Annotated in this window: 20 protein-coding genes and 1 pseudogene; 16 read left to right on the top strand and 5 right to left on the bottom strand. The window is 70.7% G+C overall.

Annotated features, from left to right (window positions below; all coding sequences use genetic code 11):
• Positions 1-349: 349 nt before the first annotated feature.
• From M8J73_RS40170 to recQ, 15 genes are all read left to right on the top strand, one after another.
• Complete coding sequence (locus M8J73_RS40170; protein ID WP_005476348.1) at positions 350-709, top strand: NADH-quinone oxidoreductase subunit A; 360 nt, start codon at positions 350-352, stop codon at positions 707-709.
• 15 nt (positions 710-724) lie between these two features.
• A complete protein-coding gene (locus M8J73_RS40165) occupies positions 725-1,279 on the top strand; it encodes a NuoB/complex I 20 kDa subunit family protein (RefSeq protein WP_003998928.1) in 555 nt (184 codons plus the stop codon).
• Entirely contained in the window at positions 1,276-2,019 is a 744-nt protein-coding gene (locus M8J73_RS40160; RefSeq protein WP_055539337.1) for an NADH-quinone oxidoreductase subunit C, read from the top strand. Before M8J73_RS40165 ends, M8J73_RS40160 begins: the two co-directional genes overlap by 4 nt.
• A 55-nt stretch (positions 2,020-2,074) precedes the next feature.
• A complete protein-coding gene (locus M8J73_RS40155) occupies positions 2,075-3,391 on the top strand; it encodes an NADH-quinone oxidoreductase subunit D (protein ID WP_055539338.1) in 1,317 nt (438 codons plus the stop codon).
• 29 nt (positions 3,392-3,420) lie between these two features.
• The gene (nuoE, locus tag M8J73_RS40150; RefSeq protein ID WP_055539350.1) at positions 3,421-4,251 is read left to right on the top strand and encodes an NADH-quinone oxidoreductase subunit NuoE; all 831 of its coding nucleotides are present in this window, start codon (positions 3,421-3,423) and stop codon (positions 4,249-4,251) included.
• Positions 4,251-5,606: an NADH-quinone oxidoreductase subunit NuoF gene (gene nuoF, locus M8J73_RS40145; RefSeq protein ID WP_055539339.1), complete on the top strand. Its 1,356-nt coding sequence runs from the start codon at positions 4,251-4,253 to the stop codon at positions 5,604-5,606. The genes nuoE and nuoF overlap by 1 nt, the downstream gene beginning before the upstream one ends.
• A complete protein-coding gene (locus M8J73_RS40140) occupies positions 5,603-8,107 on the top strand; it encodes an NADH-quinone oxidoreductase subunit G (RefSeq protein WP_055539340.1) in 2,505 nt (834 codons plus the stop codon). Before nuoF ends, M8J73_RS40140 begins: the two co-directional genes overlap by 4 nt.
• The gene (gene nuoH / locus M8J73_RS40135) at positions 8,104-9,468 is read left to right on the top strand and encodes an NADH-quinone oxidoreductase subunit NuoH (protein WP_055539341.1); all 1,365 of its coding nucleotides are present in this window, start codon (positions 8,104-8,106) and stop codon (positions 9,466-9,468) included. The genes M8J73_RS40140 and nuoH overlap by 4 nt, the downstream gene beginning before the upstream one ends.
• A complete protein-coding gene (gene nuoI / locus M8J73_RS40130) occupies positions 9,461-10,102 on the top strand; it encodes an NADH-quinone oxidoreductase subunit NuoI (protein WP_055539342.1) in 642 nt (213 codons plus the stop codon). Before nuoH ends, nuoI begins: the two co-directional genes overlap by 8 nt.
• Positions 10,099-10,926: an NADH-quinone oxidoreductase subunit J gene (locus M8J73_RS40125; protein ID WP_055539343.1), complete on the top strand. Its 828-nt coding sequence runs from the start codon at positions 10,099-10,101 to the stop codon at positions 10,924-10,926. The genes nuoI and M8J73_RS40125 overlap by 4 nt, the downstream gene beginning before the upstream one ends.
• A complete protein-coding gene (nuoK, locus tag M8J73_RS40120) occupies positions 10,923-11,222 on the top strand; it encodes an NADH-quinone oxidoreductase subunit NuoK (RefSeq protein ID WP_009310327.1) in 300 nt (99 codons plus the stop codon). Before M8J73_RS40125 ends, nuoK begins: the two co-directional genes overlap by 4 nt.
• A gap of 15 nt (positions 11,223-11,237) precedes the next feature.
• Positions 11,238-13,211 (top strand): NADH-quinone oxidoreductase subunit L, encoded by a 1,974-nt coding sequence (nuoL, locus tag M8J73_RS40115; RefSeq protein ID WP_055539344.1) that lies wholly within the window; start codon positions 11,238-11,240, stop codon positions 13,209-13,211.
• Positions 13,212-13,216: 5 nt separating this feature from the next.
• A complete protein-coding gene (locus tag M8J73_RS40110) occupies positions 13,217-14,788 on the top strand; it encodes an NADH-quinone oxidoreductase subunit M (RefSeq protein ID WP_055539345.1) in 1,572 nt (523 codons plus the stop codon).
• Positions 14,785-16,434, top strand: a complete 1,650-nt coding sequence (gene nuoN / locus M8J73_RS40105) for an NADH-quinone oxidoreductase subunit NuoN (protein ID WP_055539346.1) — start codon at positions 14,785-14,787, stop codon at positions 16,432-16,434. Before M8J73_RS40110 ends, nuoN begins: the two co-directional genes overlap by 4 nt.
• A 275-nt stretch (positions 16,435-16,709) precedes the next feature.
• On the top strand, positions 16,710-18,908 hold the full coding sequence (gene recQ / locus M8J73_RS40100; RefSeq protein WP_249829738.1) for a DNA helicase RecQ: 2,199 nt from the start codon (positions 16,710-16,712) through the stop codon (positions 18,906-18,908).
• On the opposite strand, the gene M8J73_RS45075 is transcribed toward recQ, so the two are convergent.
• Positions 18,905-19,120, bottom strand: a complete 216-nt coding sequence (locus M8J73_RS45075; protein WP_055539347.1) for a hypothetical protein — start codon at positions 19,118-19,120, stop codon at positions 18,905-18,907. The two genes, recQ and M8J73_RS45075, sit on opposite strands and share 4 nt — an antisense overlap.
• Positions 19,121-19,233: 113 nt before the next feature.
• On the opposite strand from M8J73_RS45075, the gene M8J73_RS40090 reads away from it, so the two are divergent.
• A complete protein-coding gene (locus tag M8J73_RS40090) occupies positions 19,234-20,409 on the top strand; it encodes a tetratricopeptide repeat protein (protein ID WP_157873161.1) in 1,176 nt (391 codons plus the stop codon).
• 70 nt (positions 20,410-20,479) lie between these two features.
• On the opposite strand, the gene M8J73_RS40085 is transcribed toward M8J73_RS40090, so the two are convergent.
• The 4 genes and pseudogenes from M8J73_RS40085 to M8J73_RS40070 all read right to left on the bottom strand — a co-directional run.
• A complete protein-coding gene (locus M8J73_RS40085; protein WP_240501347.1) occupies positions 20,480-23,305 on the bottom strand; it encodes a fumarate reductase/succinate dehydrogenase flavoprotein subunit in 2,826 nt (941 codons plus the stop codon).
• 80 nt (positions 23,306-23,385) lie between these two features.
• Positions 23,386-24,201: an ABC transporter ATP-binding protein gene (locus tag M8J73_RS40080; protein WP_079054906.1), complete on the bottom strand. Its 816-nt coding sequence runs from the start codon at positions 24,199-24,201 to the stop codon at positions 23,386-23,388.
• Positions 24,185-25,069, bottom strand: coding sequence for an ABC transporter permease (locus M8J73_RS40075; RefSeq protein WP_249829740.1), 885 nt, complete (start codon positions 25,067-25,069; stop codon positions 24,185-24,187). Before M8J73_RS40075 ends, M8J73_RS40080 begins: the two co-directional genes overlap by 17 nt.
• 80 nt (positions 25,070-25,149) lie before the next feature.
• Positions 25,150-25,585 (bottom strand): annotated as a pseudogene (locus M8J73_RS40070) (ABC transporter substrate-binding protein); the annotation flags it as partial.

Below are 25,585 nucleotides of genomic sequence, written 5' to 3'. Positions count from 1 at the left end.
CCAATTTGCATGCAGAGGAACCCTCTTGATATAGAGACGCCCTCTCTCACCTGCGACGACGATCGAAATTGTCACTTCTGGTGATCACTCTGGCGCTTCGTGTATGAAGATCGCCGCTCATCCGACTTCATGATCCTTCGTCAGGTGGTGGAGATCACAAACTCGGTGCCGCACCCCGTGTCGCAGATCACAGACCCGCAGGCATAAGATGCGGGGCAGTTGGGCTTGTGACCTGCTTCACATGTTCGCGATCTTCGTCGGGACGGGCGGTGTTCGTGGGACAGGTGAGGCGGAGAGCCGGTCCACGCAACCGCCAGCAGTCAGTGCCGACTGAGAGGAGCGAGGAGCGGTGAACGCCTATGCGCCCATCCTCGTACTGGGAGCCCTCGGGGCAGGCTTTGCGATCTTCTCCGTGATCATGGCCAGTCTGATCGGCCCGAAGCGCTACAACCGGGCCAAGCTCGAGGCCTACGAGTGCGGAATCGAGCCCACCCCCACGCCGGCCGGCGGCGGGCGTTTCCCCATCAAGTACTACCTGACGGCGATGCTCTTCATCGTCTTCGACATCGAGATCGTCTTCCTCTACCCCTGGGCCGTCACCTTCGACGCCCTGGGTGTTTTCGGGCTCGTGGAGATGCTGCTCTTCGTGCTCACCGTCTTCGTCGCCTACGCGTACGTCTGGCGTCGCGGCGGCCTGGAATGGGACTGAGGGGCCTTTAAGACCATGGGACTCGAAGAAAAACTGCCGAGCGGTTTCCTGCTGACCACCGTCGAGCAGGCCGCGGGCTGGGTGCGCAAGGCGTCCGTCTTCCCCGCCACCTTCGGCCTCGCCTGCTGTGCCATCGAGATGATGACCACGGGCGCGGGCCGCTACGACCTGGCGCGCTTCGGCATGGAGGTGTTCCGCGGTTCGCCGCGCCAGGCGGACCTGATGATCGTGGCCGGCCGGGTCAGCCAGAAGATGGCGCCGGTGCTGCGGCAGGTCTACGACCAGATGCCGAACCCGAAGTGGGTGATCTCCATGGGGGTCTGCGCGTCGTCCGGCGGCATGTTCAACAACTACGCGATCGTCCAGGGCGTCGACCACATCGTCCCCGTCGACATCTATCTCCCCGGCTGCCCGCCACGGCCCGAGATGCTGATGGACGCGATCCTCAAGCTCCACCAGAAGATCCAGACGTCCAAGCTCGGCGTGAACGCGGAGGAAGCGGCCCGCGAGGCCGAGGAAGCCGCGCTCAAGGCACTCCCCACCATCGAGATGAAGGGGCTGCTGCGATGAGCGCCGCGAACGGCAACGGCGGACCCAACCCGGAGAAGGACCTCTCCGCCTCCAACCTCCCCGGTCAGCGTGGCGACGGTGGCGAGGAGATCCGCGTCCAGCGCGGCATGTTCGGCGCCGACAAGGGCGGCGACACCTCCGGCTACGGCGGCCTGGTCCGCTCCATCCGGCTCCCCGGCCCGGCCACCCGCCCCTACGGCGGCTGGTTCGACGAGGTCGCCGACGAACTGGAGGGCGCCCTGGAGGAACAGGGTCTGGTCCCCGAGAACGTGATCGACAGGACCGTCGTCGACCGCGCGGAGATCACCTTCCACATCGAGCGCGAGTACCTGCCGGCCGTCGCCCGCACCCTCCGCGACGACCCGGCCCTCCGCTTCGAACTGTGCACGGGCGTCAGCGGCGTCCACTACCCCGGCGACAAGGGCCGCGAACTGCACGCCGTCTACCACCTGCGCTCGATCACCCACAACCGGCTGATCCGCCTGGAGGTCTCGGCCCCCGACGCCGACCCGCACATCCCGTCGCTCGTCGCCGTCTACCCGACGAACGACTGGCACGAGCGCGAGACGTACGACTTCTTCGGCATCGTCTTCGACGGCCACCCCGCGCTGACGCGGATCATGATGCCGGACGACTGGCAGGGCTTCCCGCAGCGCAAGGACTATCCCCTCGGCGGCATCCCCGTCGAGTACAAGGGCGCCCAGATCCCGGCTCCGGACCAGCGGAGGTCGTACTCATGAGCGCCCACCCGTCGCCCGACCACCGCCCCTCAACGACTCCCTTCGGGAGGCCGCAATGACTACCGCAACTCCGCGCGAGACCACCGAGGGCACCGTCTACACGGTCACCGGCGGCGACTGGGACGAGGTCGCCGAGACCGCGGCGAGGTCCGACGACGAGCGCATCATCGTCAACATGGGCCCCCAGCACCCGTCCACCCACGGTGTGCTCCGGCTCATCCTGGAGATCGACGGCGAGACCGTCACCGAGGCCCGCTGCGGCATCGGCTACCTCCACACCGGCATCGAGAAGAACCTCGAGTACCGGACGTGGACGCAGGGCACCACGTTCGTGACGCGCATGGACTACCTGACGCCGTTCTTCAACGAGACGGCGTACTGCCTCGCGGTCGAGAAGCTCCTCGGCATCGACGACCAGATCCCCGACCGCGCCTCGATCATCCGTGTGCTCCTGATGGAGCTGAACCGGCTCTCCTCCCACCTGGTGTGCATCGCCACCGGCGGTATGGAGCTGGGCGCCACCACGATCATGATCTACGGCTTTCGTGATCGTGAACTCATTCTCGACATCTACGAGCTCATCACCGGCCTGCGCATGAACCACGCGTACATCCGGCCCGGCGGACTCGCCCAGGACCTTCCGCCCGGCGCGGTGGACCAGATCCGCGAGTTCGTGAAGAAGATGAAGAAGAACCTCCCCGAGTACGACAAGCTCGCCACCGGGAACCCCATCTTCAAGGCCCGTATGCAGGACGTCGGCTACCTCGACCTGGCCGGCTGCATGGCCCTCGGCGCCACCGGCCCGATCCTGCGCTCCGCCGGCCTCCCGCACGACCTGCGCAAGGCACAGCCGTACTGCGGCTACGAGACGTACGACTTCGACGTCCCGACCGCCGACACCTGCGACTCCTACGGCCGCTTCCTGATCCGGCTGGAGGAGATGCGCCAGTCGCTCAGGATCGTCGAGCAGTGCCTGGACCGGCTCCAGCCCGGCCCGGTCATGGTCGAGGACAAGAAGATCGCCTGGCCCGCCCAGCTCGCCCTCGGACCGGACGGCCTCGGCAACTCCCTGGACCACATCAAGAAGATCATGGGCACCTCCATGGAGGCCCTGATCCACCACTTCAAGCTGGTGACCGAGGGCTTCCGCGTCCCGCCGGGACAGGCGTACGCGGCGGTCGAGTCACCCAAGGGCGAACTCGGGGTGCACGTCGTGTCCGACGGAGGCACCCGCCCCTTCCGGGTCCACTTCCGCGACCCGTCCTTCACCAACCTGCAGACCATGGCGGCGATGTGCGAGGGCGGCCAGGTCGCCGACGTCATCGTCGCCGTCGCGTCCATCGACCCCGTGATGGGAGGCGTCGACCGGTGACCACCACCCCCGAGGGCGTCAGCCTGGGCATGCCCCAGCTGCCCGCGCCCGACTACCCGGACGACGTTCGAGCCCGGCTGGAGCGGGACGCGGCCGAGGTCATCGCCCGCTACCCCGACTCCCGGTCCGCGCTGCTGCCGCTGCTGCACCTCGTGCAGTCCGAGGAGGGCCACGTCACCCGCACCGGCATGCGGTTCTGCGCCGAGGTGCTGGGCCTGACCACGGCCGAGGTCACCGCGGTCGCCACCTTCTACACCATGTACCGGCGCAGGCCGAGCGGTGACTACCAGGTCGGCGTCTGCACCAACACCCTGTGCGCGGTGATGGGCGGCGACGCGATCTTCGAGGCGCTCCAGGAGCACCTGAGCGTCGGCAACGGCGAGACCACCGACGACGGCAAGGTCACCCTGGAGCACATCGAGTGCAACGCGGCCTGCGACTTCGCGCCGGTCGTGATGGTCAACTGGGAGTTCTTCGACAACCAGACCGTCGACAGCGCCAAGCGGCTCGTGGACGACCTGCGGGCCGGCGTACAGGTCGAGCCCACGCGCGGGGCGCCGCTGTGCACCTTCAAGGAGACCGCGCGCATCCTCGCCGGCTTCCCCGACGAGCGGCCCGGGGCCGTAGAGGCGACCGGCGGCGCCGGACCCGCCTCCCTGGTGGGCCTGCGCCTGGCGAAGGGAGAGGCCGCGACGCCGCGTGTGGTCCACCCGCGGGACGGCGGCCCGCACGACGAGCCGCAGGACAAGGTGCACGAGCCGTCGCCCGCCGAGCACATCAGCTCGCACGACGCGCCGCAGGAGACATCGGCCTCCGACCCGGCCCACCCGGCAGGGCCCACCGCCGAGGAGGGGGAGTGATGACGTTGGCACCCGAGATCAAGGGCACCAGCCCCGAGAAGCTGCTCGCACCCGTGCTGTCGGCCTTCTGGGACGAGGACAGGTCCTGGACGCTGGACGTCTACCGGCGCCACGACGGGTACGAGGGACTCCGCAAGGCGCTCGCCATGACGCCGGACGACCTCATCGCGTACGTCAAGGAATCCGGTCTGCGCGGCCGCGGCGGGGCCGGCTTCCCCACCGGAATGAAATGGCAGTTCATTCCGCAGGGGGACGGGAAACCGCACTATCTCGTCGTCAACGCCGACGAGTCGGAGCCCGGGACGTGCAAGGACATCCCGCTCCTCTTCGCGAACCCGCACAGCCTCATCGAGGGCATCGTCATCGCGTGCTACGCCATCAGGTCCTCGCACGCCTTCATCTATCTGCGGGGTGAGGTCGTCCCCGTACTGCGGCGGCTGCACGAGGCCGTACGCGAGGCCTACGAGGCGGGCTACCTCGGCGAGAACATCCTGGGCAGCGGACTCGACCTCGACCTCACCGTGCACGCGGGCGCGGGCGCGTACATCTGCGGTGAGGAGACCGCGCTGCTCGACTCGCTCGAAGGCCGCCGTGGTCAACCGCGACTGCGTCCCCCCTTCCCTGCCGTGGAAGGCCTCTACGCCTGTCCCACTGTCGTGAACAACGTCGAGTCGATCGCGTCGGTTCCCGCCATCCTTCACCGGGGCAAGGAATGGTTCCGGTCGATGGGCAGCGAGAAGTCCCCCGGCTTCACGCTCTACTCCCTCAGCGGCCACGTCGCCAGCCCCGGCCAGTACGAGGCCCCGCTCGGCGTCACCCTGCGCCAGCTGCTGGAGATGAGCGGCGGCATGCGCCCCGGCCACCGCCTCAAGTTCTGGACACCGGGCGGCTCCTCGACCCCGATGTTCACCGACGAGCACCTCGACGTCCCCCTCGACTACGAAGGTGTGGGCGCCGCGGGCTCCATGCTCGGCACCAAGGCGCTCCAGTGCTTCGACGAGACCACCTGCGTCGTCCGGGCCGTCACCCGCTGGACCGAGTTCTACGCCCACGAGTCCTGCGGCAAGTGCACCCCCTGCCGCGAAGGCACGTACTGGCTCGTCCAGCTGCTGCGCGACATCGAGGCCGGCAAGGGCGTCATGAGCGATCTCGACAAGCTCAACGACATCGCCGACAACATCAACGGCAAGTCGTTCTGCGCCCTCGGCGACGGCGCCGCCTCACCGATCTTCTCCTCCCTGAAGTACTTCCGCGAGGAGTACGAGGACCACATCACGGGCCGGGGCTGCCCCTTCGACCCCGCCAGGTCGACCGCCTGGGCCGACCAGGACAAGCACGCGGAGGTGAACGCATGACCGTGACCACCGGCGCTCCCTCCGGGAGCGGGGAGGCGGCGGTCCCGCCGGAGGATCTCGTCTCGCTGAGCATCGACGGCGTCGACATCAGCGTGCCCAAGGGCACCCTGGTCATCCGGGCCGCCGAACAGCTCGGCATCGAGATCCCCCGCTTCTGCGACCACCCCCTCCTCGACCCGGCCGGCGCCTGCCGCCAGTGCATCGTCGAGGTCGAGGGCCAGCGCAAACCCATGGCGTCCTGCACGATCACCTGTACGGACGGAATGGTCGTCAGGACTCAACTCACCTCCCCGGTCGCCGAGAAGGCCCAGAAGGGGGTGATGGAGCTCCTGCTCATCAACCACCCCCTGGACTGCCCCGTCTGCGACAAGGGCGGCGAGTGCCCCCTGCAGAACCAGGCCATGTCGCACGGCCAGTCCGAGTCCCGCTTCGAGGGCCGCAAGCGCACCTACGAGAAGCCCGTACCGATCTCCGCGCAGGTGCTCCTCGACCGCGAGCGGTGCGTGCTGTGCGCCCGCTGCACCCGCTTCTCCAACCAGGTCGCCGGCGACCCGATGATCGAACTGCTGGAGCGGGGCGCGCTTCAGCAGGTCGGCACCGGTGAGGGCGACCCGTTCGAGTCGTACTTCTCCGGCAACACCATCCAGATCTGCCCCGTCGGCGCGCTGACCTCGGCGGCGTACCGATTCCGCTCCCGGCCCTTCGACCTCGTGTCCTCGCCGTCCGTGTGCGAGCACTGCTCCGGCGGCTGCGCCACCCGCACCGACCACCGGCGCGGCAAGGTCATGCGGCGGCTCGCCGCCGACGACCCCCAGGTCAACGAGGAGTGGATCTGCGACAAGGGCCGCTTCGGGTTCCGCTACGCGCAGCGCCCCGACCGGCTGACCACCCCCCTCGTCCGCAACGAGGAGGGCGTCCTGGAACCGGCGTCCTGGCCGGAGGCCCTGGAGGCCGCCGCCCGGGGGCTGCTCGCCGCGCGCGGCAGGGCCGGTGTCCTGACCGGCGGCCGGCTCACCGTCGAGGACGCCTACGCGTACAGCAAGTTCGCGCGCGTGGCGCTCGACACCAACGACATCGACTTCCGCGCGCGCGTGCACAGCGGTGAGGAGGCCGACTTCCTGGCCGCCCGGGTCGCCGGCCGCGGCCACGACCTCGACGGCAAGGGCGTCACGTACGCCGGCCTGGAGAAGGCCCCCGCGGTCCTCCTCGTCGGGTTCGAGGCCGAGGAGGAGGCACCCGGTGTCTTCCTGAGGCTCCGCAAGGGCTGGCGCAAGCGCAAGACGCGGGTGTTCTCGCTCGCCACGCACGCCACCCGGGGCCTCGAGAAGGCCGGCGGGACGCTGCTGCCCGCCGCGCCCGGCACCGAGACCGAGTGGCTGGACGCCCTCGCGAGCGGCGCCGGACTCGAGGGGGACGGCACCGAGGCCGCCGCCGCGCTGCGCACCGAGGGCGCCGTGATCATCGTCGGCGAGCGGCTCGGCGGTGTGGCCGGCGGACTCACCGCCGCCGTACGGGCCGCCGCCCTCACCGGCGCCCGCCTGGTGTGGATCCCCCGCCGGGCCGGGGAGCGCGGTGCCATCGAGGCCGGCGCGCTGCCGTCGCTGCTGCCGGGCGGCCGCCCGGCCACCGACCCCCGCGCGCGTGAGGAGATCGCCTCCGCCTGGGGCGTCGCCCAGCTCCCGCTGCGCTACGGCCGTGACACCGGGCAGATCATCGAGGCCGCCGCCACCGGAGAGCTCGGGGCCCTGGTGGTGGCCGGCGTCGAGGTCGCCGACCTGCCCGAACCGGCACGCGCGCGTGAGGCGCTCGCCGCCGTGGGCTTCCTGGTCTCCCTGGAACTGCGGCCCAGCGAGGTCACCGACCACGCCGACGTCGTCCTCCCGGTCGCCGCCGTCGCCGAGAAGGCGGGCAGCTTCATCAACTGGGAAGGCAGGGTCCGGCCGTTCGAGGCCGCGCTCAAGCCCGACCAGATGACCCGCCGTCTGGCACCCAGCGACGGGCGGGTGCTGCAGATGCTCGCCGACGCGATGGACGTCCACCTCGGACTGCCCGACCTGCGCACCACGCGCGCGGAGCTGGACCGGCTCGGCGCCTGGGACGGCTCGCGGGCCACCGAGCCCGTGGAGATCGCTGCCGGGCTGCCGCGGCCCGCCGCCGGGGAGGCCGTCCTGGCCGGACACCGGCTGCTGCTCGACCAGGGCCGCCTCCAGGACGGCGACGAGGCGCTCGCCGGCACCCGGCACGCCGCGCACGCGCGTCTGTCCGTCGCGACGGCCGCCGAGGCCGGCGTCAAGAACGGTGACCTGCTGGCGGTCACCGGGCCCGAGGGCGTCGTCGCACTCCCGCTGCAGATCACCGACATGCCCGACCGCGTCGTCTGGCTGCCGCTGAACTCCGCCGGCTCGGGCGTCGCCTCCGACACCGGGGCGCTGCCCGGCGCACTCGTCCGCATCGGCCCCGCGACGCTCGCCGCCGAGGCCCCCGAGGAGGTGGAGGCATGAGCGCGTACTACCTCGCCGCTGAAGACCTCTCGATGTTCGGCCGCGACCCATGGTGGCTGGTCGTCATCAAGGCCGTGTTCTGCTTCGCCTTCCTGATGATCACCGTGCTGTTCTCCATCGTGTGGGAACGCAAGGTCGTCGCCTGGATGCAGCTGCGCATCGGCCCCAACCGGCACGGGCCCTGGGGCATGCTCCAGTCGCTCGCCGACGGCATCAAGCTGATGCTCAAGGAAGACGTCATCGTCAAACGCGCGGACAAGGTGGTCTACGTCCTCGCGCCGATCGTCGCGGCCATCCCGGCGTTCATGGCGATCGCGGTGATCCCCTTCGGTCCCGCGGGCAACGAGATCTCGATCTTCGGCCAGCGCACCACGATGCAGCTCACCGACCTGCCGATCGCGATGCTCTACGTCCTCGCGGTCGCCTCGGTCGGCATCTACGGCATCGTCCTGGCGGGCTGGAGCTCCGGATCCACCTACCCGCTGCTGGGCGGCCTGCGGTCCTGCGCGCAGATGATCTCCTACGAGATCGCCATGGGTGCCGCGTTCGCCTCGGTGTTCCTCTACTCCGGCTCGATGTCGACGTCGGCGATCGTGGAGGCCCAGCAGGACCGCTGGTACATCGTGCTGCTGCCGGTCTCGTTCGTGATCTACATCGTGACCATGGTCGGCGAGACCAACCGCGCCCCGTTCGACATGCCGGAGTCCGAGGGCGACCTGGTCGGCGGCTTCAACACCGAGTACTCGTCGATCAAGTTCGCGATGTTCATGCTCGCCGAGTACGTGAACATGGTGACGGTCTCGGCGGTGTCGGTGACCCTCTTCCTCGGCGGGTGGCGGGCCCCCTGGCCCATCAGCACCTTCTGGGAGGGCGCCAACCACGGCTGGTGGCCGATGCTCTGGTTCGTGGTGAAGGTGCAGCTGCTGCTGTTCTTCTTCATCTGGCTGCGCGGCACACTCCCACGCGTCCGCTACGACCAGCTGATGAAGCTCGGCTGGAAGGTCCTCCTGCCGGTCTCCGTGGTCTGGCTGATGCTGGTCGCGACCGTGCGGACCCTGCGCAACGAGAACTACGACTTCGCCCAGATCGCGCTGTACGTCGCCGGTGCCGTCGTCGTGCTGTTCCTGCTGTCGTTCGTCGCGGACATCTTCCGCGACAAGCGCGAGGCCCAGGACCAGCCCGCCGAGCCGGCCGCCTTCGACCCGATGGCCGGCGGATACCCCGTACCGCCCCTGCCCGGACAGAACCTCCCGCCGGTGCCGCGCAGGCGTCCGCGCCGCGAGCGGGAGCTGATTGTCAGTGGTGGGTCCGATACTGACAGTGACGGATCTTCGAATGGGAGGGAGGCGTCCGATGGCTGATGAGCCCAAGGAGACCAAGCCGGGTTTCCAGAACCCCGTCGCCGGCTTCGGCGTGACCTTCAAGGCCATGTTCAAGAAGCGGCTGACCGAGCAGTACCCGGAACAGGAGAAGACCACCGCCCCGCGGTTCCACGGCCGGCACCAGCTCAACCGCCATCCGGACGGCCTGGAGAAGTGCGTGGGCTGCGAGCTGTGCGCCTGGGCCTGTCCCGCCGACGCGATCTACGTGGAGGGCGCGGACAACACGGACGAGGAGCGCTACTCGCCGGGCGAGCGGTACGGCCGCGTCTACCAGATCAACTACGCCCGCTGCATCCTGTGCGGCCTGTGCATCGAGGCGTGCCCCACCCGCGCGCTCACGATGACCAACGAGTTCGAGCTGGCCGACTCCAGCCGCGCCAACCTCATCTACACCAAGGAGCAGCTGCTCGCCGGGCTCGACGACGGCATGGTCGACACCCCGCACGCGATCTACCCGGGCACCGACGAGCAGGACTACTACCGGGGCCTGGTCACCGAGGCCGCGCCCGGTACCGAGCGGCAGGTCGCCCTCTCCAAGGGTGAGGTGCCGCAGGAGGGCTCCTCCACCTCCGGTGAGGACGAGCCCGCGTCGGAGAAGGTGATCCGCCGATGACGCACCAACTCGCCGCTTACACGACCTCCACCGGGGAGGCCTTCCAGTTCTGGGTGCTCGGCACCGTCGCGGTGATCGGCGCCCTGTGCACCGTGTTCATGAAGAAGGCCGTGCACAGCGCGCTCTGCCTTGCCGGCACCATGATCGTTCTGGCGGTCTTCTACCTCGCCAACGGCGCCTACTTCCTGGGCGTCGTGCAGATCGTCGTCTACACCGGCGCGATCATGATGCTGTTCCTGTTCGTGGTGATGCTCGTCGGCGTCACCGCGGCGGACTCCCTGAAGGAGACCATCAAGGGCCAGCGCTGGCTGGCCCTGCTGTGCGGCCTCGGCTTCGGCATCCTGCTCGTCGCGGGCATCGGCAACGCGGCGCTCACCGAGTTCAACGGCCTCGGCCAGGCGAACTCCGGGGGCAACGTGGAGGGCCTCGCCGCCCTCATCTTCACCGACTACGTGTTCGCCTTCGAGCTCACCGGCGCCCTGCTGATCACGGCCGCCGTCGGCGCGATGGTGCTCACCCACCGCGAGCGCACCGAGCGCGCCAAGACCCAGCGGGAACTGGCCGAGCAGCGCGTCCGCGAGGGCAAGCACCTCCCGCCGCTGCCGGCCCCCGGCGTCTACGCCCGGCACAACGCGGTCGACATCGCGGGCCTGCTGCCCGACGGCACCCCGTCCGAGCTGACCGTCAGCAAGACGCTGCGGGACCGCGGTCAGGTCCGCGACGTGTCGGCCGAGGCGCTGAGCGACCTCAAGGCCCTGGAGCAGCGCGCCGAGGACCGCCTGGAGCGCACCAACAGCGGCAAGAGCGGGGAGGCATCGAAGTGAATCCCGTCAACTATCTGTATCTCGCCGCCCTGCTGTTCACGATCGGCGCCACCGGCGTCCTGATCAGGCGGAACGCGATCGTGGTGTTCATGTGCGTCGAGCTGATGCTCAACGCCTGCAACCTCGCCCTCGTCGCGTTCTCCCGCATGCACGGCAATCTCGACGGCCAGATCATCGCCTTCTTCACGATGGTCGTCGCCGCCGCGGAGGTCGTGGTCGGACTCGCGATCATCGTGTCGCTGTTCCGTTCCCGCCACTCGGCCTCGGTCGACGACGCCAGCCTGATGAAGCTGTAAGGGGTCGGAAGAATCGTGGAGAACCTGATTGCGCTGCTGATCGCGGCGCCCCTGCTCGGAGCCGCCGTCCTGCTGTGCGGTGGCCGGCGCCTCGACGCCGTCGGCCACTGGATCGGCACCGTCCTCGCCGCCGCCTCATTCGTCGTCGGTGTGGTCCTCTTCGCCGACATGCTCGGCAAGGACCCCGAGAACCGTGCGATGCACCAGTTCCTGTTCAGCTGGATCCCCGTCGGGGGCTTCCAGGCGGACGTCGCCTTCCAACTCGACCAGCTGTCGATGACGTTCGTGCTGCTGATCACCGGAGTCGGCTCGCTCATCCACGTGTACTCCATCGGATACATGGAGCACGACGAGCGCCGACGCCGCTTCTTCGGCTATCTGAACCTGTTCCTCGCGGCGATGCTGCTGCTCGTCCTCGCCGACAACTACCTGCTGCTGTACGTCGGCTGGGAGGGCGTCGGTCTCGCCTCCTACCTCCTCATCGGCTTCTGGCAGCACAAGCCCAGCGCCGCCACCGCCGCGAAGAAGGCCTTCCTGGTCAACCGCGTCGGCGACGTCGGTCTGTCCATCGCCATCATGCTGATGTTCACCACCTTCGGGACGTTCGCCTTCGGGCCGGTCCTGGAGGCCACCGGTGAGGCGACCGAGGGCAAGCTCACCGCCATCGGCCTGATGCTGCTGCTCGCCGCGTGCGGCAAGTCCGCCCAGGTGCCGCTCCAGTCCTGGCTCGGGGACGCGATGGAGGGCCCGACCCCGGTCTCGGCCCTCATCCACGCCGCGACCATGGTCACCGCCGGCGTCTATCTGATCGTCCGCTCCGCCGACATCTTCAACGCCGCCCCGGACGCCCAGCTGGTGACCACCGTGGTCGGCGCGGTCACGCTGCTGTTCGGTGCGATCGTCGGTTGCGCGAAGGACGACATCAAGAAGGCCCTCGCCGGCTCGACCATGTCGCAGATCGGCTACATGGTGCTCGCCGCGGGTCTCGGGCCCATCGGCTACGTCTTCGCGATCATGCACCTGGTGACGCACGGCTTCTTCAAGGCCGGGCTGTTCCTCGGCGCCGGTTCGGTCATGCACGGCATGAACGACGAGGTCGACATGCGCAAGTACGGCGGCCTCCGCACGTACATGCCGATCACCTTCATCACGTTCGGCCTCGGCTACCTCGCCATCATCGGCTTCCCCGGCCTGTCCGGCTTCTTCTCCAAGGACAAGATCATCGAGGCGGCGTTCGCCAAGGGCGGCACCGAGGGCTGGATCCTCGGCGGCGTGGCCCTGCTGGGCGCGGCCATCACCGCGTTCTACATGACGCGCGTGATGCTGATGACGTTCTTCGGCGAGGAACGCTGGCGCAACCAGCCGACCGCCTCCCCCGCGGAGCCGGACGTGGAGCCCGCCGCCGAACACCACGGCGCTGCTGCTTCTGATCATGTCGCTGCCGCGACGGGCGAACCGCACCCGCACGAATCGCCCAGGGTCATGACGATCCCGATGATCGTGCTGGCCGTCGGATCGGTCTTCGCGGGCGGGTTCTTCAGCATCGGCGACCGGTTCATCCACTGGCTGGAGCCCGTCACCGGCCACGCGCACGGGCACCCGCCGATCGGCGCCGCGGCGGTCACCGCCTCCACGGTCGCCGTGATGGTCCTCGGCGTCGGTCTCGCCTGGCTCCAGTACGGGCGCCGCCCCGTCCCGGTCGTCGCCCCGCGCGGATCGCTGCTCACCCGGGCCGCCCGCCGCGACCTCTACCAGGACGACTTCAACCACGTGGTCCTCGTCCGCGGCGGAGAGCACCTCACCCGATCCCTGGTCTACGTCGACCACACCCTGGTCGACGGTGTCGTCAACGGCACCGCGGCCGGCATGGGCGGCCTCTCCGGGCGGCTGCGCCGCATCCAGAACGGCTATGCCCGGTCGTACGCGGTCTCGATGTTCGGCGGCGCTGCGATCCTCATCGCCGCGACCCTGCTGATGAGGGCGGTCTGATACCGATGTCCTTTCCTCTGCTGACAGCGACGGCGGTGCTCCCGGCCCTGGGGGCGATCGCCACGGCCGCCGTACCGGCCGCCCGGCGGACCGCCGCGAAATGGCTGGCGCTGATCGTCTCGCTGGCCACCCTGGTGCTCGCCGCGGTCGTCCTGGTCCGCTTCGACCCCGACGGCGACCGCTACCAGCTCACCGAGTCCCACGCCTGGATCAAGGACTTCGGGGTCCGGTACGAACTGGGCGTGGACGGCATCGCCGTCGCGATGATCGCGCTCACCGCGCTGCTGATCCCGTTCGTCATCCTCGCGGGCTGGCACGACGCCGACCCCCTGGAGACCGGCAGCAAGCGGTGGCGGCCCACCCAGGGCTTCTTCGCGCTGATCCTGCTGGTCGAGGCGATGGTGATCATCTCCTTCGAGGCCACGGACGTCTTCGTCTTCTACATCTTCTTCGAAGCCATGCTCATCCCGATGTACTTCCTCATCGGCGGCTTCGGGGACCGTGCCCACGAGCACGGCGAGGCGGCCGCGGCGACGCAACGCTCGTACGCCGCCGTGAAGTTCCTCCTCTACAACCTGGTCGGCGGCCTGATCATGCTGGCCGCGGTCATCGGCCTGTACGTCGTCGCCGGGAACTTCTCCCTCACCCAGATCGCCGAGGCCCGCGCCAACGGCACCCTGGACATGGCGACCAGCACCGAGCGGTGGCTGTTCCTCGGGTTCTTCTTCGCCTTCGCGGTGAAGGCGCCGCTGTGGCCGCTGCACACCTGGCTGCCCAACGCCATGCAGGAGTCGACGGCCCCGGTCGCCGTCCTGATCACGGCGGTCGTCGACAAGGTCGGGACCTTCGCGATGCTCCGCTTCTGCCTCCAGCTGTTCCCGGAGGCCAGCACCTGGGCGACGCCCGCGATCCTCGTCCTCGCCCTGATCAGCATCATCTACGGGGCGCTGCTCGCGGTCGGCCAGCGCGACATCAAGCGGCTGGTCGCCTACGCGTCGATCTCCCACTTCGGGTTCATCATCCTGGGTATCTTCGCGATGACCAGCCAGGGTCAGTCGGGCGCCACGCTCTACATGGTCAACCACGGCATCTCGACCGCGGCCCTCATGCTGGTCGCCGGCTTCCTGATCTCCCGGCGCGGATCGCGGCTCATCGCCGACTACGGCGGTGTCCAGAAGGTCGCCCCGGTGCTCGCCGGCACCTTCCTCATCGGCGGTCTCGCCACCCTGTCGCTGCCGGGGCTCGCCCCGTTCGTCAGTGAGTTCCTGGTCCTGGTCGGCACATTCGCCCGCTACCCGGTCATCGGGATCATCGCCACCGTCGGCATCGTCCTCGCCGCGCTCTACACCCTCGTCCTCTACCAGCGGACGATGACGGGCCCGGTGAAGGCCGAGGTCGAGGGCATGCCCGATCTGCGGGTGCGGGAACTGGTCGTGGTCGCCCCGCTGATCGCTCTGCTGATCTTCCTGGGTGTCTACCCGAAGCCCGTCACCGACATCGTCAACCCGGCGGTCAAGCAGACCTTGTCCGACGTACAGAAGAAGGACCCCCAGCCCGAGGTGGAGGCGTCCAAGTGAGCGCATCAGCCGTCCACAGCCTGTGGACAACGGCGGCCGAGCCGATCGACAAGATCGGCGCGCCGGACATCGAATACGGGCAGCTGTCGCCCACCTTGATCGTCATCGGGGCGGCCGTCCTCGGTGTGCTGGTCGAGGCGTTCGTCCCCCGCAAGAGCCGCTACTACGCCCAGGTCTTCCTGTCCGTCGTCGCGCTCGCCGCCGCCTTCGCCGCGGTGATCGGGCTCGCGGCGGGCGGATACGCCACGACCAAGTCGGGCATCGTCGCGATGGGCGCCGTCGCCGTCGACGGACCGGCCCTGTTCCTCCAGGGCACGATCCTCCTCGCCGGCATCCTCGGCGTGTTCACCTTCGCAGAACGGCGCCTCGACCCCGCGGCGCACGGCAACCGCGTCGACTCCTTCGCCGCGCAGGCCGCGTCCGTGCCGGGCAGCGACAGCGAGAAGGCCGCCGTCAAGGCGGGCTTCACCACCACTGAGGTGTTCCCGCTGCTGCTCTTCGCCGTCGGCGGCATGCTGATCTTCCCCGCGGCGAACGACCTGCTGACCCTGTTCATCGCGCTGGAGGTGTTCTCGCTCCCGCTGTACCTGCTGTGCGCCGTGGCCCGCCGCAAGCGGCTCATGTCGCAGGAGGCCGCCGTCAAGTACTTCCTCCTCGGCGCCTTCGCCTCCGCGTTCACCCTCTTCGGCATCGCCCTGCTCTACGGCTACGCGGGCTCCGTGAAGTACGGCACCATCGCCCGGGTCGTCGACGGCACCGTCGGGGAGGTCAGCCCCGCCCTCGCCGGCACCATGGGCAACGACGCGCTGCTCCTCATCGGCGCCGCCATGGTCGTCATGGGCCTGCTGTTCAAGGTCGGCGCGGTGCCGTTCCACATGTGGACGCCCGACGTCTACCAGGGCGCCCCCACCCCGGTCACCGGATTCATGGCCGCGGCCACGAAGGTGGCGGCGTTCGGCGCGCTCCTGAGGCTCCTGTACGTCGTCCTGCCCGGTCTGCGCTGGGACTGGCGGCCGGTCATGTGGGCCGTCGCCATCGTCACCATGCTGGGTGGCGCGATCGTCGCCATCACCCAGACCGACATCAAGCGACTGCTCGCGTACTCGTCGATCGCGCACGCGGGCTTCATCCTCGCCGGTGTCATCGCGACCACGCCGGACGGTGTCTCGTCGGTGCTGTTCTACCTGGGCGCCTACTCGTTCGTGACGATCGGCGCGTTCGCCGTGGTCACGCTCGTGCGGGACGCGGGCGGCGAGGCGACCCACCTCTCCAAGTGGGCCGGGCTCGGACGCAGGTCACCGCTGGTCGCGGCCGTGTTCGCGGTGTTCCTGCTGGCCTTCGCGGGCATCCCGCTGACCTCCGGGTTCGCGGGCAAGTTCGCCGTGTTCAAGGCGGCCGCGGAGGGCGGCGCCGGCGGGATCGTCGTGGTCGGTGTGATCTCCTCGGCGATCGCCGCGTTCTTCTACATCCGCGTCATCGTGCTCATGTTCTTCAGCGAGCCGCGCCCCGAGGGGCCGACGGTCGCCGTGCCGTCACCGCTGACCATGACCGCGATCGGGGTCGGCGTGGCGGTCACGCTCGTCCTGGGCGTGGCGCCGCAGTACTTCCTGGACCTGGCGAGCCAGGCGGGAGTGTTCGTGCGCTGACGCTCCGCTCGGTGGCGACGAGGCGAGAGGGACCCGGCCCTCGGGGGGCCGGGTCCCTTTCGTGTGGGCGGCGCCGGTGTCCCCTCCCAGGACTCCGGGGAGTGGGCCACGGTCTCCGAAGAGTGGAGCCTGTGGATAACTCTGAGGCTGTCGGTGCGGGCGCCTATCGTGGCAGGGGCTGGAGGAAGCGCGGACGGCACGGAGCCCGGGGCGCGAGGCACGGGGCACGCAGGCACGGGCGACGGACGATGATCGGGACGGGCGGGACGAGTGTGATGGCGGACGAGGGCAGGACGACGGCAGGACCGGACGACGGCGAGGCCGCCCCGACCACCCCATGGCCGGACGACAGCGGGACGACGCCGGCGGCAGGCCCGGGTGCGGGGCGGCCGGCGGAGAGCGAGGCCCTGGCCGTGCTCCACCGCGTCTTCGGCTACGACGCCTTCCGGGGCGAGCAGGAAGCGATCATCAATCATGTGGTGGCGGGCGGTGACGCCGTCGTCCTCATGCCGACCGGCGGCGGCAAGTCCCTCTGCTACCAGATCCCGGCCCTGGTCCGCCCCGGCACGGGCATCGTGGTCTCCCCCCTGATCGCGCTGATGCAGGACCAGGTCGACGCGCTGCGGGCCCTCGGCGTGCAGGCGGGGTTCATCAACTCCACGCAGGACTTCGACGAGCGGCGCGTCGTCGAGGCCCAGTTCCTCGCCGGTGAGCTGGACCTCCTCTACCTGGCCCCCGAGCGGCTGCGCGTCGACGCCACCCTCGACCTCCTCGCCCGCGGCAAGATCTCCGTCTTCGCGATCGACGAGGCGCACTGCGTCGCCCAGTGGGGGCATGACTTCCGGCCCGACTACCTGACCCTGTCGCTGCTGGGGGAGCGCTGGCCCGACGTTCCGCGCATCGCGCTCACGGCCACCGCGACCCGCGCCACGCACCGGGAGATCACCGAGCGGCTCGCCATGCCGCAGGCGCGGCACTTCGAGGCCAGCTTCGACCGGCCCAACATCCAGTACCGGATCGTGCCCAAGGCCGACCCGAAGAAGCAGCTGCTGTCCTTCCTGCGGCAGGAGCACCCGGGTGACGCCGGCATCGTCTACTGCCTGTCCCGCAACTCGGTCGAGCGGACGGCCGAGTTCCTGAGCGGCAACGGCATCCAGGCGGTGCCGTACCACGCGGGGCTCGACGCGGGCACCCGCGCGGCGCACCAGTCGCGGTTCCTGCGCGAGGAAGGGCTCGTGGTCGTCGCCACGATCGCCTTCGGCATGGGTATCGACAAGCCCGACGTACGGTTCGTCGCCCACCTGGACCTGCCGAAGTCGGTCGAGGGCTACTACCAGGAGACCGGCCGAGCCGGCCGCGACGGGCTGCCGTCCACGGCATGGATGGCGTACGGGCTGAACGACGTCATTCAGCAGCGCAAGCTCATCCAGGGGTCGGAGGGCGACGAGGCGTTCCGCCGTCGGGCCGCCGCCCACCTCGACGCCATGCTGGCGCTCTGCGAGACCGCCCAGTGCCGACGTGGTCAGCTCCTGCGCTACTTCGGCCAGGAACCGGACCCCGGCGGCTGCGGCAACTGCGACACCTGCCTCGTACCGCCGGAGACCTGGGACGGCACGGTCGCGGCGCAGAAGGTGCTGTCCACGGTGGTGCGGTTGCAGCGGGAGCGCGGGCAGAAGTTCGGGGCCGTGCAGATCGTCGACATCCTGTTGGGCAAGCGGACGGCCAAGGTCATCCAGTTCGACCACGACCAGCTGTCCGTCTTCGGTATCGGCGCGGAGCTGTCCGAGGGCGAATGGCGCGGTGTCGTACGGCAGTTGCTCGCTCAGGGGCTGCTCGCGGTGGAAGGGGAGTACGGCACGCTGGTGCTCACCGAGGACAGCGGGGCGGTGCTGCGGCGGGAGCGGGAGGTGGCGCTGCGCAAGGAGCCGAAGAAGCCGGTGACCTCGCGGTCGGCGTCGGGCTCGGGTTCGGGTTCGGGTTCGTCGGGGTCCGGGCGCGGTGAGCGGAAGGCCAAGGCGGCTGTCGCGGAACTGCCGGAGGAGTTGCTGCCGGTCTTCGAGGCGTTGCGGGCGTGGCGCGCCGAGCAGGCCCGGGAACAGGGCGTCCCGGCGTATGTGATCTTCCACGACGCGACGCTCCGGGAGATCGCCGCGACCGCACCCGTGTCGGTGGCCGAACTCGGCACGATCAGCGGCATCGGCGAGAAGAAGCTGGCCACGTACGGGGAGGGCGTGCTCGGGGTGCTCGCGTCGCTCGGCGGCGGGACGTCCCAGGAGACACCGCCGACCGCGTCCACGGGGACGGCCGACTCGGCGACGGCTTCCGGAGAGGCGTCCTCCGGGGGTTCGGGAGGCTCGGCGGCGGGCTCCCGAAGGGCGGGCGGCTCGGCGCGTGAGGGGGGCGCCGGGGGTGCGGACAGCTCCTTCGACTGGCCGGAGGACGAACCGGAACCCGACTACGACGACTGGGCCTAGGCCGTGTCGGCCGGCTCTTTCGGCTCGGCGCCGAGCAGGGCCGCGACCGCTGCTCGGGCGTGATGGGCCGGGGCCGGGTCGCCGCTGATGCCGGCCGTCACTATGGCCCCCTCGGCGAGGAGGAAGACGGGTTCGGCCACCGGTACCTCGGTGGCCCCCCGCTCGTGGGGATCCGGGACCTGCTGCACATGGGCGGCCAGGTCCCCCTTCACCGCTGGTCGCGTCGTTGGAGTATCGCCACGACGAGATCCTCCTCCGCCGCCCGCTCTCCCGCCGTGCTGAGGCGGTCTGGTGTTCGAGGGTGCTTGTCGTGGACGATGTGCGGATGCGTCCGTCCCATGGTGCCGAAGAGGCGTTCCGGGCCTGGCAGTTGGCAGCTGCGAGCGGTGATCTGCAAGGAGGTGTGCCGCACCTGGAGTTGGCCGCCGAGCTCGGTCATCCGCTGGCGATGACCGATCTCGGTGTTCGGCGGATCCAGAGTGGGGACGACGCCGGGGCGCGGGAGTTGTGGCGCCGGGCGTCGGAGGCGGGAGCTTCCAAGGCCACGGTCAACCTCGCGGCCGAGGCCGAGTTGCGCTTCGACATGGCCGAGGCCGAGCAGTGGTGGCGCAAGGCGGCCGAACAGGGGGAGCCGGAGGGGATGCGCGGGGCGGGTGTTCGCGCCTACCACCGCGGTGACCTGGCCGAGGCCGAGAAGTGGCTGGCCCGCGCGGCGGCCGGCGATGACGGGGAGGCCGCCCACTACCTCGCCGTCGTCCGCAGACAGAGGGCGGCCGAGGCCGGGGCCGTTGAGGCGGACGCCGGGCAGCGGGTGGCGGAGGTCGGGCAGGCGGTACCGGATGCCGGGCAGCGCGTGCCGGGGGAGGAGATCCTCACGGAGGAGTGGGTCCTCGCCCGGCTGGCAGAGGGCGACACGGATCTCGCCGAGCGGCTCTTCCGTCGGCCCGCGATGGAGGGCAGCGCCGAAGCCGCCTACAACCTCGGCGCGTTCTACCAGCAGACGGGGAACCCGTCCGCGGCCCAACCCCTGTGGCTGCTCGCGGCGGAGCTGGGTCTGCCCCTCGCCATGTTCGCCCTCGCGGTCCTGTACGAGCAGAGCGGCGACCGGACCGTGGCCGACGCCTGGATGGACCGGGCCGCAGAGGCCGGGCTCTTCCAGGCCCAGGCGGCGGTGGGCGAGCGGATGCTCCGGGCCGGTCGCCACGAGGAGGCCGAGGGATACCTGGTGGCCGCCGCCCGGCAGGGCAGTGTGCCGGCCACCTGCGCCCTCGGCTCGCTGCTCGCCGCGCGCGGGGAACTCCCGGACGCCGAGGAACTGTGGGAACACGCGGCACACGAGGGCGACGGGTACGCCGCCCAGCAGTTGGCCCGGCTGCACGAGAACCGTGGCGACACCGCCGTGGCCGCGCACTGGCGCGCCGCCGCGGACCGCGCGGACGAACCCTCGCAGCACGAACCCGGCCCACCGGCACCCCTGTTGGCGCGCCGCTACCCGCAGTAACCCGGCGGGACCCGGTAACCCGGCGGGGCCCGCAGCGGCCCGGGCGGGACCCGCACAAGGGCCGGTGGCGTCACAGGGCCCGTGCGGCGTAGGCCCTGACGTCGGCGTCGGAGTCCTTCGTGGCTGTGGTGAGGGCCGTGCGGGCCTCCTCGGCGGTGGTGTGGCGGGTCAGGGAGAGGACCGCGGCCTTGCGGACGTCCGCGTTCGGGTCCGTGAGGGCCCGGGCCAGGGCCGGGACCGCGGCGGCGGTGTCCGCGGCGGACAGGGCGGTGGCGGCGCCGGCCCGCACCTGCCAGGTGGGGTCGGACAGGGCGGTCACGGCGCGGGCGGCGAGAGGCGGTGGGCAGCCGACCGTACCCAGGGCGCCGTAGGCGGCGGCACGCACCAGGGCGTCGAGGTCGTCGACGAGGGCGGTGAGGGCCGTGAGCGCGGTGAGAGTGGTACGGGGAGTCGTACGCGGGGCGGTGGTCGTGGAGGGTTCCGTGTGGTTGGTGACCACCGTGGCCAGCGCCTTGGCGAGGGTGACGCGGACCTCGCGGGACGGGTCGGTGGTCGCCGCGCGGGCGAGTTCGTCGGCCGCGTCGACGGAGACGAGGGCGCGGACGGCCTCGATGCGGACCGCGGTGTCGGCGTCGGTCAACGAGGCCGCGAACAGCGCGGTGTCACCGAGGCGCAGCGCGCGCAGTACGTCCAGCGCGGCCGCGCGGACGGTCGCGTCGGGCTCGGCCACGGCGGCCGCCAGACCGTCGCGGAGGGCCGGTTCGGGCGGGAGCGTCTCGACGAGTTCCCGGAGCGAGGCCGCGGCGGCGGCGCGTACCTCGGCGTCGTCGTCCCGGAGCGCCTCGGCCAGGGCGGGGCCGGTGCCCGGCGGCAGTGTCTCCGTGAGGACGGCGACCGCCTCGCGCCGCACGGCAGGCGAAGGGTCCGACAAGTACGTCCGCAAGGAGGGGAGTTCGGGCTGCTCCTCGGCCAGGGCGACGAGTTCGAGGAGACGGGCGGAGGGATCGGAGGAGGGCGGGGGAGCTGCGTGCGCGGCCACAAGAGAGTCGGACGCGTCGGGTGAGCCGGGGCCGTCCTTCGGGCTCGCCCCCGCGTCCCGTGCCACCGGTGCCGCTTCTCTCGCCCCGGCCGTGGCCACGTCCTCCGCGTGGACCTCGCCCAGGAGGCGGGAAGGGCCGCCGAGCGGGGTGAACTCCTCGACGGGCACCAGGTAGGGGGCCACGGGGCGGGCGGTGAACTCCATGGCGCCCGACGACGGGGACTTGTACAGGTCGAGGTGGTGGAACCACGAGGCGTCGTCGCGGTGGGGGTGGTCCAGACGGTCGTGGTAGAGGCCCCAGCGGGACTCGGTGCGGGCCAGGGACGCACGGGCGGCCATCTCGGCGCAGTCGCGGATGAAGGTGACCTCGGCGCAGCGCATCAGCTCGTGCGGGGTGCGGGCACCCATGGCGGCGATGTCGTCCCGCATACGTTCGAAGGCGTTGAGGGCGAGGGAGAGACGGGCGCCGGACTTCGGGGGCGCCACATAGTCGTTGACGAAGCGGCGGAGCTTGTACTCCACCTGGGGCTGCGGGGGCCCGTCCGGATTACGCAGCGGGCGGTAGATCAGCTCGTGCGCCTCACAGAGCTGCTCGGAGGGCAACTCGCCCTCGTACGGGGTGTACCGGGAGGCGTCCGCGCCCGCCAGGTCGCCGAAGACGAAGGCGCCGATCATGTAGTTGTGCGGGACGCAGGCGAGGTCGCCCGCGGCGTACAGGCGCGGGACGGTCGTCCGGGCGTGGTCGTCGACACGGACGCCCGAGGCGGAGTGGCCGCCGCACAGGCCGATCTCGGAGATGTGCATCTCGATGTCGTGGGTGCGGTAGTCGTGCCCGCGCCCCGCGTGGAAGGTGCCGCGAGTGGGGCGTTCCGTGGTGTGCAGGATCGACTCCAGCGCGGAGACCGACTCCTCCGCGAGATGGCTGAGCTTCAGATAGACCGGGGCGCGGTCGGAGGCGATCTCGGCGGCGAACTCCGCCATCATCTGGCCGGACCAGTAGTCGGAGTCGACGAAGCGTTCGCCGTGCCGGTTGACCTGGTAGCCGCCGAAGGGGTTGGCGACATAGGCGCAGGCCGGGCCGTTGTAGTCCTTGATCAGCGGGTTGATCTGGAAGCACTCGATACCGGTCAGCTCGGCGCCCGCGTGGTACGCCATGGCGTAGCCGTCGCCCGCGTTCGTCGGGTTCTCGTACGTGCCGTACAGATAGCCGGAGGCGGGCAGGCCGAGGCGGCCGCAGGCGCCCGTCGCGAGGGTCACCGCGCCGGCGCGGACCGTCACGAACCGCCCGGTGCGGGTGTTGAAGCCCGCAGCTCCCACCGCCCGCCGCTCCGCGCCCTCGCCCGCCGTCAGCACCCGCACCGGCATCACCCGGTTCTCGATGCGGATCCGCTCCCGCATCTCGCGCCGTCGCAGCTGCCGGTAGAGGACCTTCTTGACGTCCTTGCCCTCCGGCATGGGCAGCACGTACGAACCGGAGCGGTGGACCTGCCGGACGGCGTACTCGCCCAGCTCGTCCTTCTCGAACTTCACCCCGTACGACTCCAGCCGCCGCACCATGTCGAAGCCGCGGGTCGCGGTCTGGCGGACCGTGGACTGGTCGACGATCCCGTCGTTGGCGCGGGTGATCTCGGCGACGTAGTCGTCGGGTTCGGCGCGGCCGGGGATGACGGCGTTGTTGACGCCGTCCATGCCCATGGCGAGGGCGCCGGAGTGCCGGACGTGCGCCTTCTCCAGGAGCAGGACGTTCGCGCCGTGCTCGGCGGCGGTCAGGGCGGCCATGGTGCCGGCGGTGCCGCCACCGATGACGAGGACGTCGCAGGTGAGCTCTTCGGCGTCGGTGAGGGTGGGAATCTCCACCAGAGGGCCTTTCGGGAACCGGGGAACCGGGGAACCGGGGAACCAGGGTGTCGGGGCGTCAGGAAGGCGGGGGCAGGGCGTCAGGAAGCGAGGGAGGCGAGGACCTCGTGGCGCAGGGCCGCCAGGGCGGGGGCGTCGTGGGCCGCGCGGTCGCGGGGGTGCGGGACGGCGCGTACGGCGGTCAGGCGGCCGGCGCCGAGGAGGGCCACGCGGTCGCCGAGGAACAGGGCCTCGTCCACGTCGTGGGTGACGAAGACGACCGTGGCGCCCGTGCCCGCCAACACCTCCACCAGCAGGTCCTGCATACCGGCCCGGGTCTGGGCGTCGAGCGCGCCGAACGGTTCGTCCATCAGGACGGCGCGAGGGCGCCCGGCGAGGGCGCGCGCCAGTTGGGCGCGCTGGCGCTGGCCGCCGGAGACACGGTGCGGCAACTGGCGGGCGTACTCGGCGAGGCCGACCCCGGCCAGCCACGCCTCGGCCTGCGTACGGCGCTCGGCGCGCGGCAGGCCCCGTATGGCGAGGGGGAGTTCGACGTTGGCCCGCAGGGTGCGCCACGGCAGGAGGGCGTCCTCCTGGAACACCAGGGCGCGGTCGGCGGACGGGCCGACCAGCGGGCGTCCGTCCTGGGCGAGCCGTCCGTCCAGCGGCGGCAGCAGACCGGCCAGCGTCCGCAGCAGGGTCGACTTCCCGCAGCCCGACGGGCCGACCACCGTGAGGATCTCACCGGGGGCGACGTCCAGCTCGACGTCCGTCAGGGCCACGGCGTCGGGACGGCCCAAATCGGCGGCGTGCAGCGAGAGCCGGGTGCCTTGGCCGCCTTGAGTCCCGTGGGCGCCTTGAGTTCCGCCGGTGCCTTGAGTCCCGTGGGTGCCGCGCGTGTCAGACGAGGTGCTCATCGCGTGCCTCCTCGGGCTTGGGGCCGGTGCCGGGCCTGTCGGCCGCGCCGTCCCGGGGCGCGGGGGCCGGAACGGATGACGCGGGGGTGGGCCGGGGCAGGCGCGGCCGGGGCGCGGGGGCGTCCGACGTGCGGGGCAGCCAGTGGGTGAGACGGCGGCCCATCAGTTCCACCGCCGTCGACGTCAGCCAGCCGAGCACACCGATCGTGGCCATGCCGACGAAGACCCCCGGATAGTTGACGATCGTGTAGTCCTGCCAGGTGCGGTAGCCGACGCCGTACTGGCCGGAGATCATCTCGGCGGAGATCACACAGATCCACGAGACACCGATCCCGACCGACAGGCCGCCGAAGATGCCCGGCAGCGCGCCCGGCAGCACGACCGAGGCGAGCACCCGCCACCGGCCGCCGCCCATCGTGCGGACCGCCTCCTCCCACACCGGGGTGAGCGCCCGAACGGCGTGCCGGGTGGAGACCAGGACCGGGAAGAACGCGGCGGTGAACGTGATGAAGACGATGCCCTGCTCGTTCGACGGGAAGAGCAGGATCGCGACCGGCACCAGCGCGATCGCCGGGATGGGGCGGATCACCTCCAGGACGGGCCCGAGCAGGTCCTCGGCCAGACGCGAGCGGGCGATCAGGACGCCCACGGCCACACCGAGGACCGCGGCCAGCAGGAAGCCCGTCACGATACGGGTGAGGCTGTCGGCCAGGTCCGTCCAGTAGTCGGGGCCCGACACCCGGTCCGCGAAGGCGTGCGCCACGTCCGTGACCGTGGGGAACTGCGAGAACCGCAGCCACAGGTCGACGTCCAGGCTCGTCAGCGCCTGCCAGAGGGCGAGCACCGCGAGGAGGGCGAGGGCGCGCAGGGCGTAGCGGGCGGCGGGGCGGGGGCGGTTGCGGCGTCGCGCGGGGCGCGACCCGGGTCCCGTCGGTGCTCGGTCGGCGGTCACGACGCCTGCTCCAGGGCGGTCGCGTACGTGATGACCCGGGCTCCGGGATGGGTGGTGACGTACGCCTTCGCCGTGGCCGGGGCGACGAACGGGAGGAGTCGGCCGCCGTCGGCCACCCAGACCGCCTTGTCGGCGAACCACTGGGTGCCGGTCGTCGCGTCGGGCACATACGCGGCGCGGATGTCGTCCTTGTGCCCGGCGACGTGGGCGAGCAGCTCTGCCGGGGTCTTGAACGTCCTCGTCTCCCCGGCGTCCTTCGGCCAGACCTCGCTCTGCGCCGGCGCCGGCGTCGCGGCCAGCCGCTTCGCGTACGACGGGCCCAGCGCCTTGCGCACATAGCGGTCATCGACGAAGGCGTCCACATCGACGTCGCCCGTCAGCTTCGCCGCCTTCAGGATCGGGACGTCCTTCTTCAGGGCGGCGATCAGCGCC

This window comes from Streptomyces neyagawaensis (genome assembly GCF_023516595.1).
In the GTDB taxonomy this organism is placed as follows: Bacteria; Actinomycetota; Actinomycetes; order Streptomycetales; family Streptomycetaceae; genus Streptomyces; species Streptomyces neyagawaensis.
The sequence above is the reverse complement of the archived record's forward strand: the minus strand, read 5'-3'. Positions and strand labels throughout refer to the sequence as shown.